The 16,428-nt window shown below is 68.1% G+C and carries 16 protein-coding genes; 10 read left to right on the forward strand and 6 right to left on the reverse strand.

The genetic code is table 11. The features are described 5' to 3' along the window. Window positions 1-90: 90 nt before the first annotated feature. From phnD to phnE, 3 genes are read left to right on the forward strand one after another with little or no spacing between them, the layout of a single operon-like run. Window positions 91-1,134 carry a phosphate/phosphite/phosphonate ABC transporter substrate-binding protein gene (gene phnD / locus ABIE41_RS20620; RefSeq protein ID WP_465247121.1) on the forward strand — a complete coding sequence of 348 codons (1,044 nt, stop codon included), beginning with the start codon at window positions 91-93 and terminating at the stop codon, window positions 1,132-1,134. A gap of 34 nt (window positions 1,135-1,168) precedes the next feature. After that, a complete protein-coding gene (phnC, locus tag ABIE41_RS20625) occupies window positions 1,169-1,954 on the forward strand; it encodes a phosphonate ABC transporter ATP-binding protein (RefSeq protein ID WP_192642106.1) in 786 nt (261 codons plus the stop codon). Next, the gene (gene phnE, locus ABIE41_RS20630; RefSeq protein ID WP_354192981.1) at window positions 1,951-3,579 is read left to right on the forward strand and encodes a phosphonate ABC transporter, permease protein PhnE; all 1,629 of its coding nucleotides are present in this window, start codon (window positions 1,951-1,953) and stop codon (window positions 3,577-3,579) included. Before phnC ends, phnE begins: the two co-directional genes overlap by 4 nt. A gap of 38 nt (window positions 3,580-3,617) precedes the next feature. On the opposite strand, the gene ABIE41_RS20635 is transcribed toward phnE, so the two are convergent. The 4 genes from ABIE41_RS20635 to ABIE41_RS20650 form a co-directional block, all read right to left on the reverse strand. After that, a complete protein-coding gene (locus ABIE41_RS20635; RefSeq protein WP_210320843.1) occupies window positions 3,618-4,160 on the reverse strand; it encodes a lipocalin family protein in 543 nt (180 codons plus the stop codon). 143 nt (window positions 4,161-4,303) lie between these two features. Further along, on the reverse strand, window positions 4,304-5,809 hold the full coding sequence (locus ABIE41_RS20640; protein ID WP_192642108.1) for a tripartite tricarboxylate transporter permease: 1,506 nt from the start codon (window positions 5,807-5,809) through the stop codon (window positions 4,304-4,306). Window positions 5,810-5,821: 12 nt separating this feature from the next. Beyond that, complete coding sequence (locus tag ABIE41_RS20645; RefSeq protein WP_192642109.1) at window positions 5,822-6,280, reverse strand: tripartite tricarboxylate transporter TctB family protein; 459 nt, start codon at window positions 6,278-6,280, stop codon at window positions 5,822-5,824. A 1-nt stretch (window position 6,281) separates the two neighbouring features. Then, window positions 6,282-7,277, reverse strand: coding sequence for a Bug family tripartite tricarboxylate transporter substrate binding protein (locus tag ABIE41_RS20650; RefSeq protein WP_354192985.1), 996 nt, complete (start codon window positions 7,275-7,277; stop codon window positions 6,282-6,284). A gap of 234 nt (window positions 7,278-7,511) precedes the next feature. Here ABIE41_RS20650 and ABIE41_RS20655 point away from each other — a divergent pair, with 234 nt between their 5' ends. From ABIE41_RS20655 to ABIE41_RS20670, 4 genes are all read left to right on the forward strand, one after another. Further along, window positions 7,512-8,504 (forward strand): Bug family tripartite tricarboxylate transporter substrate binding protein, encoded by a 993-nt coding sequence (locus ABIE41_RS20655; protein WP_192642110.1) that lies wholly within the window; start codon window positions 7,512-7,514, stop codon window positions 8,502-8,504. A 50-nt stretch (window positions 8,505-8,554) separates the two neighbouring features. Then, window positions 8,555-9,472 carry a LysR family transcriptional regulator gene (locus ABIE41_RS20660; protein WP_192642111.1) on the forward strand — a complete coding sequence of 306 codons (918 nt, stop codon included), beginning with the start codon at window positions 8,555-8,557 and terminating at the stop codon, window positions 9,470-9,472. An 82-nt stretch (window positions 9,473-9,554) separates the two neighbouring features. Beyond that, window positions 9,555-10,505 carry a 5-dehydro-4-deoxyglucarate dehydratase gene (gene kdgD / locus ABIE41_RS20665; RefSeq protein WP_192642112.1) on the forward strand — a complete coding sequence of 317 codons (951 nt, stop codon included), beginning with the start codon at window positions 9,555-9,557 and terminating at the stop codon, window positions 10,503-10,505. A gap of 268 nt (window positions 10,506-10,773) precedes the next feature. Further along, entirely contained in the window at window positions 10,774-11,568 is a 795-nt protein-coding gene (locus ABIE41_RS20670; RefSeq protein WP_192642113.1) for an AsmA family protein, read from the forward strand. Window positions 11,569-11,659: 91 nt separating this feature from the next. Here ABIE41_RS20670 and ABIE41_RS20675 read toward each other — a convergent pair whose 3' ends face one another. Then, window positions 11,660-12,628 (reverse strand): tripartite tricarboxylate transporter substrate-binding protein, encoded by a 969-nt coding sequence (locus tag ABIE41_RS20675; RefSeq protein WP_192642114.1) that lies wholly within the window; start codon window positions 12,626-12,628, stop codon window positions 11,660-11,662. A gap of 110 nt (window positions 12,629-12,738) precedes the next feature. On the opposite strand from ABIE41_RS20675, the gene ABIE41_RS20680 reads away from it, so the two are divergent. The 3 genes from ABIE41_RS20680 (at window position 12,739) to ABIE41_RS20690 (ending at window position 15,628) form a co-directional block, all read left to right on the forward strand. Then, on the forward strand, window positions 12,739-13,422 hold the full coding sequence (locus ABIE41_RS20680) for a GntR family transcriptional regulator (protein ID WP_192642115.1): 684 nt from the start codon (window positions 12,739-12,741) through the stop codon (window positions 13,420-13,422). A gap of 86 nt (window positions 13,423-13,508) precedes the next feature. Then, complete coding sequence (locus ABIE41_RS20685) at window positions 13,509-14,414, forward strand: NAD(P)-dependent oxidoreductase (protein ID WP_192642116.1); 906 nt, start codon at window positions 13,509-13,511, stop codon at window positions 14,412-14,414. Further along, window positions 14,414-15,628: an alpha/beta fold hydrolase gene (locus ABIE41_RS20690; protein ID WP_192642117.1), complete on the forward strand. Its 1,215-nt coding sequence runs from the start codon at window positions 14,414-14,416 to the stop codon at window positions 15,626-15,628. The genes ABIE41_RS20685 and ABIE41_RS20690 overlap by 1 nt, the downstream gene beginning before the upstream one ends. Here the strand turns inward: ABIE41_RS20690 and ABIE41_RS20695 are convergent, their stop codons facing one another. Then, window positions 15,629-16,420 (reverse strand): N-acyl homoserine lactonase family protein, encoded by a 792-nt coding sequence (locus tag ABIE41_RS20695; protein ID WP_192642118.1) that lies wholly within the window; start codon window positions 16,418-16,420, stop codon window positions 15,629-15,631. Window positions 16,421-16,428 lie beyond the last annotated feature (8 nt).

Consider the following 16,428-nt stretch of genomic DNA (forward strand, 5'->3'; position numbering starts at 1 on the left):
CCTCGCTCGCGGGTTGAACATGACAGTTTTGTGTCACATACCTGCAGCAAGCCGGGCGAACCGGCAGCGCGGGAGAAACGTTCGATGAGCCTGAAACTGACGCAATTCGCGGCGACGGCGTCGCTGCTGGTCCTGAGCATGGGCGGCTTGAGCAGCCAGGCTGCGGCTCAGGATGCCTGCCCCAACCGGGGCCAGCTCGACACGATGTATTGCGATGCGGATCGCGACCTCGTCGCCGATGCGCCGACCGATCCGAAGAAGTGGAAAGATCCCTCGGCGCTGGTCTGGGCCTATACGCCGGTCGAGGATCCGGCCGTCTATGCGAACATCTTCAAGCCGTTCACCGACCATCTCGCGACCTGCACCGGCAAGCGCATCGTCTATTATCCGGTCCAGTCCAACTCCGCCGAGATCGAGGCCATGCGCTCGGGCCGGCTGCATTTCGCGGGCTTCTCGACCGGGCCGACCGGCTTTGCTGTGAACCTCGCCGGCGCCGTGCCCTTCGCGGCGAAGGGCGTCGGCAGCGAGGTGCGCGGCTACAACCTCGTCGCCGTGGTCAAGGCCTCGAGCCCCTATCAGAAGCTGTCGGACCTCAAGGGCAAGAAGGTCGCCCACACCTCGCCCTCGTCCAATTCCGGCAATCTCGCGCCGCGCGTGCTCTTTCCCGAGCATGGGCTGACGGCCGAAACCGACTACAAGCCGCTGATGTCGGGCGGGCACGACAAGTCGATCCTCGGCGTCGTCTCGGGCGACTACGACATGGGTGCGGTCGCGGGCGACGTCTATGAGCGCATGATCGTGCGCGGCACGATCAAGAAGGAGGATGTGCGCGAGATCTACCGCAGCGCGATCTTCCCGACCTCGTCCTTCGCCTATGCCCACGACCTCAAGCCCGAACTCGCCAAGAAGCTGACCGACTGCTTCTTCTCCTTCCGCTTCACGCCGGAAATGACCAAGGAGTTCAACGGCGACGACCGCTTCCTGCCGATCACCTACCAGAAGGACTGGGCGGTCGTGCGGGATGTCGCCGAGAAATCGGGCACGCCCTACAACAAGTCGGCCTATGACACGGAGGCGAAGCGCGAGGCCGAGGCCCTGGCGAAGAAGAACGCCGCCCCGGCCAAGGCGCCGTGATCCCGCGACGCCGCCCTCCGACGAGGTTCCCATCATGAGCGCCCTGCCCGCGGCGCCCGGCCAAGGCCGGGCGCTCGTCATCCGCAATCTCGTCAAGGAATACCGGGCCGGCCAGCCGGTTCTGCGCGACATCTCGCTGACCGTGTCCGAGCCCGGCATCGTTGCCATCATCGGGCCGTCCGGAACCGGCAAGTCGACCCTGATCCGCTGCATCAATCGGCTGGTCGACCCGACCTCCGGCTCGATCATGCTCGGCGGCACGGATCTCGCGAAGCTTCAGGGCGAGGCCCTGCGCCAGGCGCGGCGCCGTCTCGGCATGGTCTTCCAGGAGTACAACCTCGTCGAGCGGCTGACGGTGATCGAAAACGTACTCTGCGGCCGGCTCGGCTATGTGCCGGTCTGGCGCGCCTGGACGCGGCGCTTCCCGGAGGCCGACATCGCGCGGGCCTTCTCGCTGCTCGATTCGGTCGGGCTGGGCGAATTCGCCACCCGGCGCGCCGATCAGCTTTCCGGCGGCCAGCGCCAGCGCGTCGGCATCGCGCGTGCCGTGATGCAGGACCCCGATCTCGTGCTCGCCGACGAGCCGACCTCCTCGCTCGACCCCAAGACCTCGGTCGAGATCATGGAGCTGCTGGCGCAGGTCGGGCGCGAGCGCGACATTCCGGTGCTGGTCAACATCCACAACGTCGCTCTCGCGAAGCGCTATGCTCTGCGGATCATCGGCATGTCGAAGGGCATCGTGGTCTATGACGGGCCGCCGGCCGGACTGCAGGACAGCCACCTTGCCGAGATCTATGGCGGCGAAGGCTGGATGGAATGAGTGCGCCTCCGCTCGCTTCGGGCAGCCTGCGCGCCCGCGCCTTTCCACCCAACTGGCCGCTGCGCATCGGCGCAGCGCTGTTCCTCGTTTATGTCGCCTATGCCGCGCAAATCCTCGACATCCGCTGGGAGCGTTTCGTCCTGGGGCTCGACAATGGCGCGCGCTTTCTCGGCCGGATGTTTCCGCCCAACACCGCCACAGACAAGATGCAGCTCCTGTGGTCGGGGATGCTGGAATCGCTGCAGATCGCGATCATCGCGACCGCAGCGGGCGTTCTGCTGGCCCTGCCGCTCGGGCTGTTTGCCGCGCGCAACCTGATGCCCCTGCCGGTGACCGTCGCGGCGCGCGGAGTCATCGCGCTCTGCCGCACCTTCCACCCGGTCATCGTCGCCATCCTGTTCGTCAAGGCGGTAGGCTTCGGCGCACTCGCCGGCGTGATGGCGCTGGTGGTCGCGACGCTCGGCTTCATCGCCAAGCTGATCGCCGAGGCGATCGAAGAGATGTCGATGAAGCCGATCGAGGCGCTGCGCGCCGCCGGCGCGCCGTTCCTCTCAGTCGTGACCATGGGCGTGGTGCCGCAGGTGCTGCCGCGCTTCATCGGCTTTGCCGCCTACCAGCTCGATTCCAACCTGCGCAATTCCGCGCTGGTCGGCCTCGTCGGCGGCGGCGGCATCGGGGCGACGCTGTTCACCGCCTTCCAGCGCTTCGACTATGATTTCGTGCTGACCATCATCATCGCGATCATCGTGACCGTGATGGCGGGAGAGGTGCTCTCCGCCTTCATGCGGCGGATCTACCAGGACGAGGCCCCGTCCGGCCTCGTGGTCGAGAGCCCGCAGGGCCGCCTCTGGCGCCGGTTCACGCCGCTGGAACGCGGCCTGAGGCTGGCGTTCTGGGGGCTGGCGGCACTGGCGCTGGGCTGGTCTGTCCAGACCATCGAGGTCATTCCGGAATTTCTCTACGACGCACCGCAGCAGACCGCCGATCTGTTCGGCCGCATGTGGCCGGTCGACTGGAGCTATTTCGGAAAGACCGTGGGCACCGCCCTGGTCGAGACGCTGCACACGGCGACGCTGGGGACGATCCTCGCCATCCTGTTGGCCACGCCGGTCGCGCTGATGTGCGCCCGCAATGTCGCACCCTCTCCGATCGTCAATGCGCTGGGGCGCTTCATTCTCGTCGCGACGCGTTCCGTGCACACGCTGGTCTGGGCCCTGCTGTTTGTCGCGGTGTTCGGGCCGGGCGCGCTGGCCGGCGTCATGGCTGTGGCGGTGCATTCGATCGGGTTTACAGGGAAGTTCCTGTCCGAGGCGATCGAGGAGGCCAAGGCCGGGCCGATCGAGGCGCTGCGTGCCGCCGGCGCCTCGCGCCGCGCCATCCTGCTGAAGGGGTTCTGGCCCCAGGTGAAGCCGGCCTTCCTGGCGGTCAGCCTGTTCCGCTGGGACATCAATGTCCGCGAGAGCGCCGTGCTCGGTTTGGTGGGGGCCGGCGGGCTCGGCGTCGCGCTGCAGGCCTCGATGGACAATCTCTACTGGGACCAAGTCGGCCTGGTGCTACTCGTGATCTTCGCCGTCGTCGTCGTGACGGAGATCGTCACCGCGACCATCCGGTCGCGGGTGATTTGAGGTGACAGCGGAGAGGAGTGGGCGCGACGCGCCTGCCCTCACTGCTGTGTGCGCCGCACCAGGGTGGTGTCGTAGCCCAGCGCCTGCGCCCGGCTGACCAGCGCAGCATATTGCTTCGGGCTGATCTGGCGGCTGCGCGTCAGGAGCCAGAGATAGCGCCCCGACGGCTCCCCGACGATCGCCCAGCTGTAGTCATCGGCCCGGTCAAGGACCCAGTAATCGCCCTGGATGGGCCAGAAGAACGTCACCTTGAGCTTGGCCCCGTTCGAACCGTCGACGACGCGGGCGGAGGCGTCCGCCGATCTCACCGGGCCGGTCGGGCTGCCCTGCCGGCAGGAATTGACGACGGAAACGGTCCCGTCCGGCTTGGCGGCATATTGCGCCGTGACGCCTTCGCAGCCCTTCTGGAAGCTGGCCTCGTAGCGGCCCTGCTCGTACCAGGTCCCGACATAGCGGCCGAGGTCGACCGGCTTGCGCGGCTCCGGGACGCTCGCATTCCCGACGGGCCCGACCTCCAGCGGATTGCAGGCAGCCAGAGCCAGGGCCGACGTCATCGCCAGCGCAATCAGGGCGGTCTTCATGATCTCTCCTCGCATGGGGCTGCCGTGCAACGCCCGGCCGCGAGCGCTGTTCCCGGGCAAGACCACAGCCGAGCTTGGCATATCGCGGCCGCCGGCGAAGCCCCGTCAGAGCCATTGGATGTTCATGAGCCGGGAGCGCCGTCTCAGGTACTCTCGGCCAGGGCCGCCTTGCGGTTTCGCAGCACCACCGGCGAAAGCAGCGCGAGCAGGAGTACCGCGACAACCAGCAGCAGCGTGGCGCTGATCGGGCGCGTCAGGAAGACGGCGAAATTGCCGTCCGAGAGCAGCATGGCGCGGCGGAAGTTCTCCTCCAGCTGCGGCCCGAGCACAAGGCCGAGCAGCAGCGGGGCCGGCTCGACGCCGATCTTGATGAAGAAGTAGCCGACCGCCGCGCAACCCAGCATGAGCCAGACATTGAACAGGCTGTTGGCGATGCCGTAGGTGCCGATGCAGCAGAACAGTACGATCGCCGGAAAGAGCAGGCGATAGGGGATCTTCAACATCGAGACCCAGAGCCCGATCAGCGGCAGGTTGATCACCAGCAGCATTAGATTGCCGACCCACATCGAGGCAATAACGCCCCAGACCAGCCTGGGCTGCTCGGTCATGATCTGCGGCCCGGGCTGGATGCCCTGCATCATCAGCGCGCCGATCATCAGCGCCATCAGGGCGTTGGCCGGGATTCCGAGTGTCAGCAGCGGAATGAAGCTCGTCTGCGCGCCGGCATTGTTGGCGGCCTCGGGGCCGGCCACGCCCTCGATCGCCCCCTTGCCGAAGCGGGACGGGTCCTTCGCGATCTTCTTCTCGAGGGCGTAGGAGGAGAAGGGTGGCAGCGCCGCGCCGCCACCGGGCAGCACACCCAGCACCGAGCCCAGCGCCGTGCCGCGCAGCATGGCCGGGAAGGCGGCGCGCAGATCGGCCCGGCTCGGAATCAGGTCGCGGACCTTCTGGCTGACGACGCGCCGTTGCGCCGGCCGCTCGAGATTGGCGATGATCTCGCCCAGCCCGAACAGGCCCATCGCGATGGGCACGAAGTCGAGCCCGTCGGATAGCTCCGCGATGCCGAAGGTCATGCGCGCGGCACCGGAGCTGACATCGATGCCGACGAGGCCGAGCAGCAGGCCGAGCAGGACCATCGCCAGCGATTTCGCCACAGAGCCATGCGCCAGCACGACGGCGGCGATCAGGCCGAGCACGAGCAGGCTGAAATACTCGACCGCGGTGAATTTGAGCGCCAGAACCGAGAGCGGCACGCTCATCACCGCGATGACGATCGTCGCCACCGTGCCGGCGAAGAAGGACGCGATCGCGGCGATTGCGAGTGCCGTCCCGGCCTTGCCCTGCTTGGCCATCTCGTGGCCGTCGAGGCAGGTCACCACCGAGGAGGTCTCGCCAGGCACATTGACGAGGATGGCGGTGGTCGAGCCGCCATATTGCGCGCCGTAGAAGATGCCGGCGAGCATGATCATGGCTCCGGCCGGGTTCAGCCCGAATGTGAAGGGCAGCAGCAGCGCCACCGTCGGGATCGGCCCGATGCCCGGCAGCACGCCGATGGCCGTGCCGATCAGCACGCCCAGCAGGCAGAGGCCGAGATTGTTGAGCTCGAGGGCGGTCGAAAGCCCCAGCAGCAGGTTGTCGAAGAGGTCCATGGCGGGCAGCCTTCAGCGCGGCCAGACAGGCACCGGCAGCGCCAGAACCTTGATGAAGAGAAGGACGGCGGCGCCCGAGAGCAGCAGCGCGAAGGGCACGGTCTCGCGCAGGCGTCCCTCGCGGGTGGCGAAGCTCGCCAGGACGACGGTCACGACCGAGGCAATCGCCAGCCCCAGCTTCTCCGCCGTCAGCGCGAAGATGCCGACCGCGGCAAGTACCGCAAGCAGCGGCCGCAACTGCACCGGCTCGATCGCCAGTCCGGCCCGCCTGATGCCCCGCCCGCAGAAGAACAGGCCGAAGGCGAGCAGGCCGAGCGAGACGACGCGGGGCATGTAGCCCGCGCCCATATCGGCTGCGTTGCCGACATTGAGGTTGCGGGTCGCGAAGAGAGCGCCTGCCGCGACCGCAACGAGGAACAAGCCGAAGAGCAGGTCCTGCCAGTCTTTTCCGGAACGGGTCACCGGGGCCATCTCAGCTGCCCTTGATGCCGGCTTCCTTGATGATGCCACCCCAGCGCGTGGTGGCATCCTTCAGCCAGGTCGAGAACTCGGCCGGGGAGCCGGTCTCCACCACCCCGCCCTGCTCGGCGATCCTGGCCTTGATCTCGGGGTCCTGCAGGATCTTGCCGATCTCGGCGTTGAGGCGGGCGACCGTGGCGGGCGGTGTGCCGGCGCGGGTCAGGACGCCCTGCCAGGTGCCGGCATCGCCGCCGGGAAGCCCCGCCTCCCTGAAGGTCGGCAGGCCGGCGACGCGCTCCTCGCCGGTGACGGCGAGACCGACCAGCTGCTTGTTGGAGACGAAGGGCAGCGTCGCGGTCGAGCCGTTGATGATGACGCCGCTCTCGCCCGAAACGACGGCGCGGGAGGCCGCCGCGCCGCCCTTGTAGGGCACGTTCTTCCAGGTGATGCCGAGCTCCTTGGCCATCTGCACGGCGGTGATGTGGTTGGCCGCGCCGACGCCGGAATTGGCGACCGCCAGCTTGTTCGGGTTCGCCTTGGCGTAGGCGATCAGCTCCTGCGCCGTCCTGGCAGGGACGGCTTCATGCACGGCCAGCACATAGGGGCCGAACATGACCATCGAGACGGGCGCGAGATCCTTGGCGGGATCATAGGTCAGGTCCGAGAACAGGCTTGGTGCCGTCGCCAGCGAGCCGACATCCATCAGCAGCAGAGTGTGGCCGTCCGCCGGCGACTTGGCCACGGCGTCCGCGCCGAGATTGCCCGCCGCGCCCGGCTTGTTCTCGATCACGACGGGCTGGCCGATCGCGGCCGAAAGCTTGGGCCCGATCAGGCGGGCAAGGATGTCGGAGGTGCCGCCGGGCGCGAAGGGAACGACGAGCCGCACCGGGCGCTCGAAGTTCTGGGCCGCCGCCGGCGCAGCAGCGAGCCCGATGCCGGCCAGCATCGCGAGGGCCAAGCCCTTCGCGGCGATTGTGGACAGACGAAAGGGGTTGTGGTCTCGGGTCATTCGATCCTCCTGTGGGGTGCGAAGCGGCTTGCGGCCGGGGTCGCGGGCAGTCTTGGCAGCTGCCTTGGTCCGCACAGGATAGGCGCGGCACGATGCGCCAGTGAGTTAGATCGGCAATGGAACCATACCTTTTTTGGATCACGCGATAGCGCCGCGGCCCTTGCCCGGGGCGCGCCCGCGCCTAGTCTGGCGGGCAGACGGCAAAAGCCGCGACAGATCCTGGGAGGGACGACAATGAGCCGATCGATCACGCGCCGCGCAGCGCTCAGCCTTGCCGGCGGCGCGCTGGCCGCCCCGCTGGCCTCGCGCAGCGGTTTCTCACAGGCCTATCCGGCCAAGCCGGTGACGGTCATCATTCCCTTCGGGGCTGGCGGAACCACGGACCTCGTCGGGCGCATCATCTGCGAGAAGCTGACGCAGCGGATGGGCAAGGCCTTCATCATCGAGAACCGCGCCGGGGCCGGGGGCAATACGGGCGTCGCGGCGCTCTCCCACGCAACGCCGGACGGCTACACCATCGGCATGACCACGCCCTCGACGCATGGCATCAATCCGAACCTCTACAAGGAGAAGCTGCCTTTCAAGCCGTTCGAGGATTTCGAGTTCCTCTCGCTGGCTTCGTCGCAGCCGAACTTCCTGTGCATCCACCCGTCGATCCCGGCTCAGAACGTCAGCGAGTTCATCGCCTATCTGAAAGCCAACCCCGGCAAGGAGAATTTCGGCTCCTCGGGCATCGGCACCTCGATCCACCTCTCCGGCGAACTGTTCATGCAGCTGGCCGGCGTGAAGATGCAGCACGTCACCTATCGCTCATCGGGCGCGCTGGTGCAGGATCTGATCGCGGGCAACGTCAAGGTCTCCTTCGACAACTTCACCTCGCCCTATCCCCACTACAAGGCCGGGACGCTGCGTGGACTCGCGGTCACCTCGACGGAACGGGCCAAGATCGCACCGGAGGTGCCCACGCTGGCCGAGACGCTGCCCGGCTTCGACATCAGCTCCTGGAACGGGTTTCTCGCGCCGAAGGGAACGCCCAAGGAGATTTGCGACCGCCTGACCGCCGAGATGCAGGCCGTGCTCAAGGATCCGACGGTCGTCTCGCGCTTCGAGGAACTGGGCGCCGCGGCGACGCCCTCCAGCGGCGAGGAGGCCCGGGCCAAGGCGCAAAGCGAGATCGCCAAGTTCAAGGGCATCATCGACAAGGCCGGAATCACCATCCAGAACTGAGCCTTTCCCGGCGACGGGTGGCGGGGACGACGCCAGGGAGAAGGCCGGGGATGTTCGAGCTGAGCCAGTTGCGCTGCTTCGTCGCCGTCGCGGAGGAGCTGCATTTCGGCCGGGCGGCGCTGCGCCTCAACATGACGCAGCCGCCGTTGAGCCGGCAGATCCAGATCCTCGAGCGGGTGCTCGACGTGGTCCTGCTCGAGCGCAGCAACCGAACGGTGAAGCTGACGCCGGCCGGCCAGAGCTTCCTGGCCGAGGCCCGCCGGCTGCTGAAACTCGCCGAAAGCGCGGCGCTCCTCGCCAAGCGCGTCGCCAATGGCAAGGCCGGCTCGATCAATATCGGCTTCACGGCGACCTCGGCCTATTCCTATGTACCGGAACTGGTCGCGGCCTGCCGGCGCGAGATGCCCGATGTCGAGATCTCGCTGAAGGAGATGGTCAGCGGCGACCAGCTCAAGCGGCTGGATTCCGGCGAGATCGACATCGGCCTTCTGCGCCCGCCGATTCCCCGCACGGGCCTGAGCGCCTTTCGCGTCACAGCCGAACCTCTCGTCGCGGCGGTCCATGCGGACCATCCCCTCGCCGGCTCTGCCACGATCGCGATCGACGAGCTCGCGGCGCAGCCCTTCGTCATGTACGCGCCCTATGAGGCCCGCTATTTCCACGACCTGCTGGTGGAGCTGTTCTCCCGGGCGGGTCTGGTGCCGAACTATGTCCAGCATCTCGCCCAGATCCATTCGATCCTGGCGATGGTCCATTCCGGCGTCGGCGTCGCGCTGGTTCCCGAGACCGCGATGAACCTGCATTTCAGCGGCGTCGCGCTGCGCCCGGTCGACCTGCCGCGGCAGCGCCCGGCCGAGCTGTTCTTCGTGAGCCGCGAGGACAACGACAACCCGCTGGTTCCGATCGTGGCGAGCCTCGCCCGGCAAATGGCGCAGCAGCCGGCCAGGCCCATGCCAGCGATCCAATGATTGGATCGACCGATACAGGGATTGGTCACCTTCGGCATCGCTCTTGATCTACTCCTCGCTGCAGTCAGCCAAGGAGCCGAGCATGAGCAAGATGACCCCGCAGGAGATGGCGCGCCATATCGGCAATGGCCTCCTGTCCTTTCCCGTGACGCCCTTCAAGGCGGGCAATGCCTTCGACGAGACGCGCTACCGTTCCAATCTCGATTGGCTCTGCGGCTACGAGGTCGCAGGCCTGTTCGCGGCCGGCGGCACGGGCGAGTTCTTCTCGCTCTCCCCGGCCGAGGTGGTCGCAGTGGTGGCGACCGCCGTTCAGGAGACACGCGGCCGCGTGCCGGTGCTGGCCGGCGTCGGTCATGGCACGCAGATCGCGACCGAACTCGCCGGCGCCGTCGAGCATGTCGGCGCAGACGGCATCCTGCTGCTGCCGCCCTATCTCGTCTTCTCCGAGCAGGAGGGGCTGGCGGCCCATATCGAGGCGGTCTGCAAGGCGACGAAGCTTGGCGTCATCGTCTACAATCGCGACAACGCCATCATCACCGAGGAAACGCTTGCCAGGCTCTGCGAGCGCAATCCCAACCTGGTCGGCTACAAGGACGGCATCGGCGATATCGAGCTGATGACGCGCATCCATCTGCGCCTGGGAGACCGGCTGACCTATATCGGCGGCCTGCCGACGGCCGAGACCTTCGCCCTGCCCTATCTCGAAATGGGCGTCACGACCTACTCGTCGGCCGTATTCAACTTCGTCCCGCAGTTCTCGACGCGGTTCTACGATGCGGTGCGCCGCCGCGACCGTGCGCTGGTGCAGGCGGGCCTGCGCGACTTCATCCTGCCGCTGATCGCCATCCGCAACCGCAAGCGCGGTTATGCCGTCTCGATCATCAAGGCCGGCATGAAGGTGATCGGGCGCGATTCCGGCCCGGTCCGGACCCCGCTGACCGATCTCACCGAGGGCGAGACCGCAGAGCTCGCGGCCCTTGTCACCCGGCTCGACACGAGCGAATTCGCGACACGCGAGCGCGCCGCGGCCTGACAACGCTCCGGAGATGGCGGGCGGCGCCGCGCCGACGCGGGGCCAGCAAGACCGGCGCTCGCCTGTCACCAGAGGGCGTCGGCGCAAGTGGGGACAAGCGCCGAAGCCGGCCGGCCGGGCGCGGGAGGGTCTTTCTTAGAACGGTTTAACGCGGCGTGCACGAAACACTCCGATCGGGCTACGCAGCGAAACAAAATTGCTGCAGAATCGCGCGATTCAGAATATTCAGGCCATGTGACGCAGACAGTCCCATCGCCGGATCGCCCGAATGTTTTCCACCCGCAATCTCACTGCCGATCTCGTGCAGCTCGCAGACGTGCCGGCCTGCCTTTCGACGGCAGGGCCGGACGGATCCCACTATATCGCTGCCAATCCCGGCTATCTGCGTCTCGTCGAGCGGGTCTGGCCCGAAATCCAGAACAAGGATCTGCTGGCGGCGGGCACGGTGCTGAGAAGCTCGCAGCGCGACCGGCGGCTCTGGCTGCTGGAGACGAACGGCTATTACGATGCCGAAGTTGCCGAGGTTCGCAGCGCGACGGGCCGCATCGTCAATGTCGAGATCAGCTCGCAGCGGGTCTGGTGCAGCGGGGTCGCCTGCGATCTCGAGTACTTCATGCCCCAATCCGGCGTGAGGCTGCACGATGCCGAGCTCGGCTTGCGCGCCGCCGCGCAGAAGCGGGCCGCCTTTACGCCGCGCTTCAGCGGCAGCCTGCGCACGATGAGCCTGCTCGACAAGCGGATCGTCATCGGGCGCATCATGTCGCTCGCCGCGGAGGGCGCGGTCATGGCCCGCAATCTGGCCGAGACGGCCGAAACCGCCGACACGCTGACAGCGATGGTCCGGCGCCTGACCGCGTTCCAGGTGGCCAACCGCGCCAGCCCGACGACCGTGGGCTTCGATTTCTCCGATCTGGAATATGACGAGATCGAGGACCTGCTGCTGCGCTTCACGGGCGACATCTGGTCACTGATCATGGCCAGCGAGGATCGCGACATCGTCGACACCCTTCGTTGCCTCGTCGCAAAATACACCATGCCCCGGCCGGTCATCGTCAACTGGTAGGGCTTGGCAGGGCGGGCGCTGAGCCCACCTTGCACCCCGGTAGTCGGCCGCGCCGAACGCGGTGCCGGACGAGCCGGCACCGCGCCTCGTCTCACTGCTTCGGGACGTCCTTCAGCACCGCCTCCCAGCGCTCGACCTCGGCCTTCACCAACCGGTCCAGATGGGCGGGACCGCGCACCGAGGCGGGCGGGACCGGGACGGCCAGACCTTCGAACCGCGTGCGGACGAAATCCGAGGAGAGGCTCTTGTCCAGGGCTGCAACCAGGCGCGCGACGATCGCGGGGCTGGTGTCCTTGTGGACGGCAAGCGCATTCCAGACCTTCATGCCGAACTCGGGCAGGCCAGCCTCCGCGAAGGTCGGCACGTCCGGCGCCTGCGGCAGGCGGCTGTCGCCCGTCACGGCGAGCGCCGTCACCGAGCCGGCAGCATGCAGCGGCAGAAGCGTCGCGGTCTGGTCGATGACGCCATCGACGAAGCCGCCGATCAGGTCCTGGATCGCCGGCCCCGCGCCCTTGTAGGGCACGATCGTCGCCTTCAGCCCCGACTGATGCAGCAGGAGCCGCGGCGCCAGATCCGAGGTCGCGCCGAAGCCGGCCGTGCCGAAGGTCACCTTGTCGCCCTCGGCCTTCGCCTTGGCGATGAAGGCCTTCAGATCGGCGACCGCGCTCTTCTTGCTCGCCGCCATCACCATCGGCACGTCGGCGACGAGGCCGATGGGCGCGAGGTCAGTGCGGGGGTCGTAGCGCTGGTCCTTGAACAGCGCCCGGCTGGCCGCCATCGGCCCCATATTGCCGAACAGCACCATATGGCCGTCCGGCTCGCCACGGGTGACGCGCTCGGTCCCGGACCGGCCCCCGGCCCCGCCGACATTCTCGACGATGACGTTCTGTCCGAGCACCTTGCCCATCTCCTCGGCGAGGATGCGGGCCAGCACGTCGGTGGTGCCTCCGGGCGCGAAGGGCACGAGCATCGTTACCGGGCGGTTCGGGTAGCTCTGCGCCGCGGCGGGCGCGATCGCCAGCGCGGCTGCGGCCGCCAGGCCGAGCAACAGGGTTCTCATGGGGCCTCCCAGGATATTTATCGTTGAATTGCCTGCTATCAGACAATCTGCCCGTCGCCGGGTCAAGCGCGGAGATTGACGACGTGCCCGCGCCCGGCAATGTGTTTTCCATGACCGAGATGAATCTTCGTATCCCGCGGCAGGCGGCCACGCTGCGTCTCCTGGTGGAGGACCGGATCCGGGAGGCGATCGCCTCCGGGCATTTCCGCCCGGGCCAGCGCCTCGTCGAGCGCGAACTCTGCGAGCAGATCGGCGTCGGCCGGACCTCGGTGCGCGAGGCTCTTCGGCAGCTCGAGGCGGAGGGCCTCGTCGTGACGGTGCCGCATCGCGGTCCCGAGGTCTCCTCGATCACCTTCGACGAGGCCCGCCAGCTCTATGATGTGCGCGCCCTGCTGGAGGGCTTCGCCGGCCGCGCCTTTGCCGAACAGGGCAGCGACGAGGCGATCCGCGAACTGAAGGAAGCGGTAGCGGGGTTCCGACAGGCGGCCCGCAACAGCGACCGCGCCCAGCTCGTCGCGGCCAAGACGCGCTTCTACAGCGTGCTGATGGAGGGCGCGGGCAATGTCTTCGTCAAGCAGTCGCTGACGATGCTGCATAACCGCATCACGCTGCTGCGCTTCACCTCGATGACGCAGCAGGGCCGGCTCGACGACAGCGTGGCGGAAATCGAAGCGATCCACGACGCCATCGCGGCGCGGGACGGCGCGCGCGCCGAGCAGGCCTGCCGGCATCACATCGCGATGGCGGCGAAGGTGGCGCTCGCCGTGCTGGAGCGGGAGCCGCCCCGCGGCTGATGCCGCGAATTGACAGATTGTCTGATAGCGCCCAGAAATCCGCGCGACGCCGCGCCGCCCTTGGCGCGACGCCGGAGGATCGTTCCATGCCTGACAGCGCCAGCGCCCCTGCCCCCATCGCCTTCATCGGCCTCGGCCAGATGGGCCTGCCGATGGCACGGCGGCTGATCGCGGCGGGCTTTGCCGTGCGCGGCGCGGACCCGGCCGAGGCGCCCCGGCAGGCGCTCGTCGAGGCGGGCGGTACGGCCTTCGCCGATGCGAGGGAAGCTGCTGAAGGCGCCGACATCCTGATCACCATGCTTCCCAATGGCCGCATCGTGCGCGATGTGCTGCTCGCCTCGGGCGCCGCACATGCATTGGCCAACGGTGCGCTCGTCATCGACATGAGCTCCTCGGCGCCCACCGATACGGTGGGCCTCGCGGCGGATCTCGCGCCGCTGGGCCTGCACTTGATCGACGCGCCCGTCTCGGGCGGCGTGAAGCGGGCCATCGACGGCTCGCTCGCGATTATGGCGGGCGGAGCGGCCGAGGCGGTCGAACGCGCCCGGCCCGTGCTGGCGGCGATGGGCAAGTCGATCTTCGCGACGGGGCCGATCGGCTCCGGCCATGCGATGAAGGCGTTGAACAATTACGTCTCCGCGGCGGGGCTGGTCGCGGCCTGCGAAGCTCTTCTGGTCGGCGGGCGCTTTGGCCTCGCACCGGAGACCATCGTCGACGTGCTCAACGCCTCGACGGGCCGCAACAACTCGACCGAGGTGAAGATGAAGCCCTTCGTCATCTCGGAGGCCTTCAACTCGGGCTTCTCGCTCGCGCTGATGGCCAAGGATCTGCGCATCGCCGCCGATCTCGCCGATCATCTCGAGCTTCCGCTGCCGCAGATCCAGTCGGTGGCCGCGCTGTGGGAGGCGGCCAAGGGCGGGCTCGGCGCGCAGGCCGACCACACCGAGATTCACCGCCATCTCCAGGCGCTCGCCGCCGGCTCGCGCGGCTGATGGGCCTGCGGGCGCGCATCGCCGCGGCGGCCCGCGACGCCGAACTGCGCCGGTTCGGCTCCGGCCTCGTCGCGGTGCTGCAGATCGAAGGCGCGGGCGACGATATCCTGCTGCGGCTCGATGACGGCGTCGTGGTCTTCGAGGGCACGGCGGCGCCCGACATCGTGCTGTCGGCGGCAGACGCGGACTGGGCAAGGTTCCTGACCCTGCCGCCGCCGCCGCGCTTCCAGGCCTTCACGGCGCTGGCGATCGCTAATCCCGCCTTCACCCTCTCCGGCGACCCGCTCGTGATCGCGCAGGCGCGGGCCGTGATCGAGCGGCTGATCGAGCTGGTCGTGCTGTCGCCCGCCGCTCCGGCGCCCTCCGTCGCCCGGCGAATGAGCCAGATCGAAGGGCGTTATCACCGGGTCGCCCTGCCGGAGGGCGCAGCCGAGATCTATGTCGAGAGCGCCGGAAGCGGGCGGCCGGTGCTGTTCCTTCACACGGCCGGCGCCGATTCCCGCCAGTTCCACGGACAACTCGCCGATGTCGCTCTTGCCACCAACTGGCGCCTGATCGCGCCGGACATGCCCTTCCATGGCCGCTCGATGCCACCGGAGGGCTGGCTGGGCGAGCCGTACCGGCTCTCGGGGGCGCGCTATCTCGGCTGGTGCGCAGCCATCATCGAGCAGGTCATCGGCGAGAAAGCGATCGTGGCCGGCGGCTCGATGGGTGCGGCGCTCGCTCTGCTGCTGGCGGCGGAGCGGCCCGATCTCGTCGCCGGCGTCATCGCGATCGAGCCCCCCTTCCGCTCGAAGGGGCGACGCAACCCGTACCAGCACCATGTCGGCGTCCATGCCGGGCTGCACAACGCCGCCTTCGTCCGCGGGCTGATGAGCCCGACGAGCCCGATCGACAGCCGCCGCCGGGCCGCCTGGATCTATTCTCAAGGAGCGCCCGAGATCTATGCCGGCGACCTCGCCTTCTATTCCGACGAGTTCGACGGCGCGGAGGTAGCGCCGCGCATCGATGCCGCGCGCACGCCGGTGTCCCTGCTCTGCGGCACCTATGACTATTCGGCGACGCCGGAGGACGGCGCGAAGCTCGCCTCGCTCATTCCGGGCGCCGATCTGCGCGTCATGGAGGGGCTCGGCCATTTCCCGATGTGCGAGGACGCGGACCTGTTCCGCCCGCATCTGCTGGCGGCGCTGGCCCATGTCGGAGGGCCGCGCTGACTAGCGCAGCGGCGGCAGGTGGAGCGCGACCGTTTCGCCCCCCGAGCCCTCGACGGCGGGGTAGAGCTCCCGCACCAGTGGATCGTGACCGGCGATGATGCGCTCCTCCGCTCCGGCGAGGCGGCGCGCGGCGCGCCAGCCCTGCGCCAGCGCGCCGAGATCGAAGAAGATCGGAAACGGGTTCTGCCGCTCGATATTGGCCATGAAATGCGCGGCATCGCTGGCGAGCACGAGCGGCCCACGGGCGGTCTCGACGCGGACCATCTGCAGGCCCGCGCTGTGGCCGCCGACCTTGTGCAGACTCAGGCCCTCGTCGAGTTCCGCATTGCCGTCATGGAAGACGACGCGCTCGGCATAGACCGCGCGCACCATCCTCACGACATCCTCGACGTCGAAGGGGTAGCGGATGCAGGCCTGGCACATGTGCCGGCCGGTCGCGAAGCCTATCTCCGCGTCCTGCAAATGGAAGCGGGCCTTCGGGAAGAGATCGAGATTGCCGGCATGGTCATAGTGGAGATGCGTGATCACCACGTCCTCCACCGTCTCCGGCGCGACGCCGAGCTGACGCAGCGCGACCTCCACCGGTCTGATCAGCGTGCGCCCTCGCCGGGCCCCACCTTCGGGGGTGAAGCCCGTGTCGACCACGACGACCCGCTCGCCGCGCCGCACGACCCAGACGAAATAGTCCATCGGCATGGGCGCGTCGTGCGGATCGGGCGCACGGATGAAGTTCTCGAAGGCCCGGCGTTCATGCACGGCATAGCGCAGGGCGAAGACCTCCCAGCCGGCCATGGCCGGTC

The organism is Bosea sp. OAE506 (assembly GCF_040546595.1).
Lineage (GTDB): Bacteria > Pseudomonadota > Alphaproteobacteria > Rhizobiales > Beijerinckiaceae > Allobosea.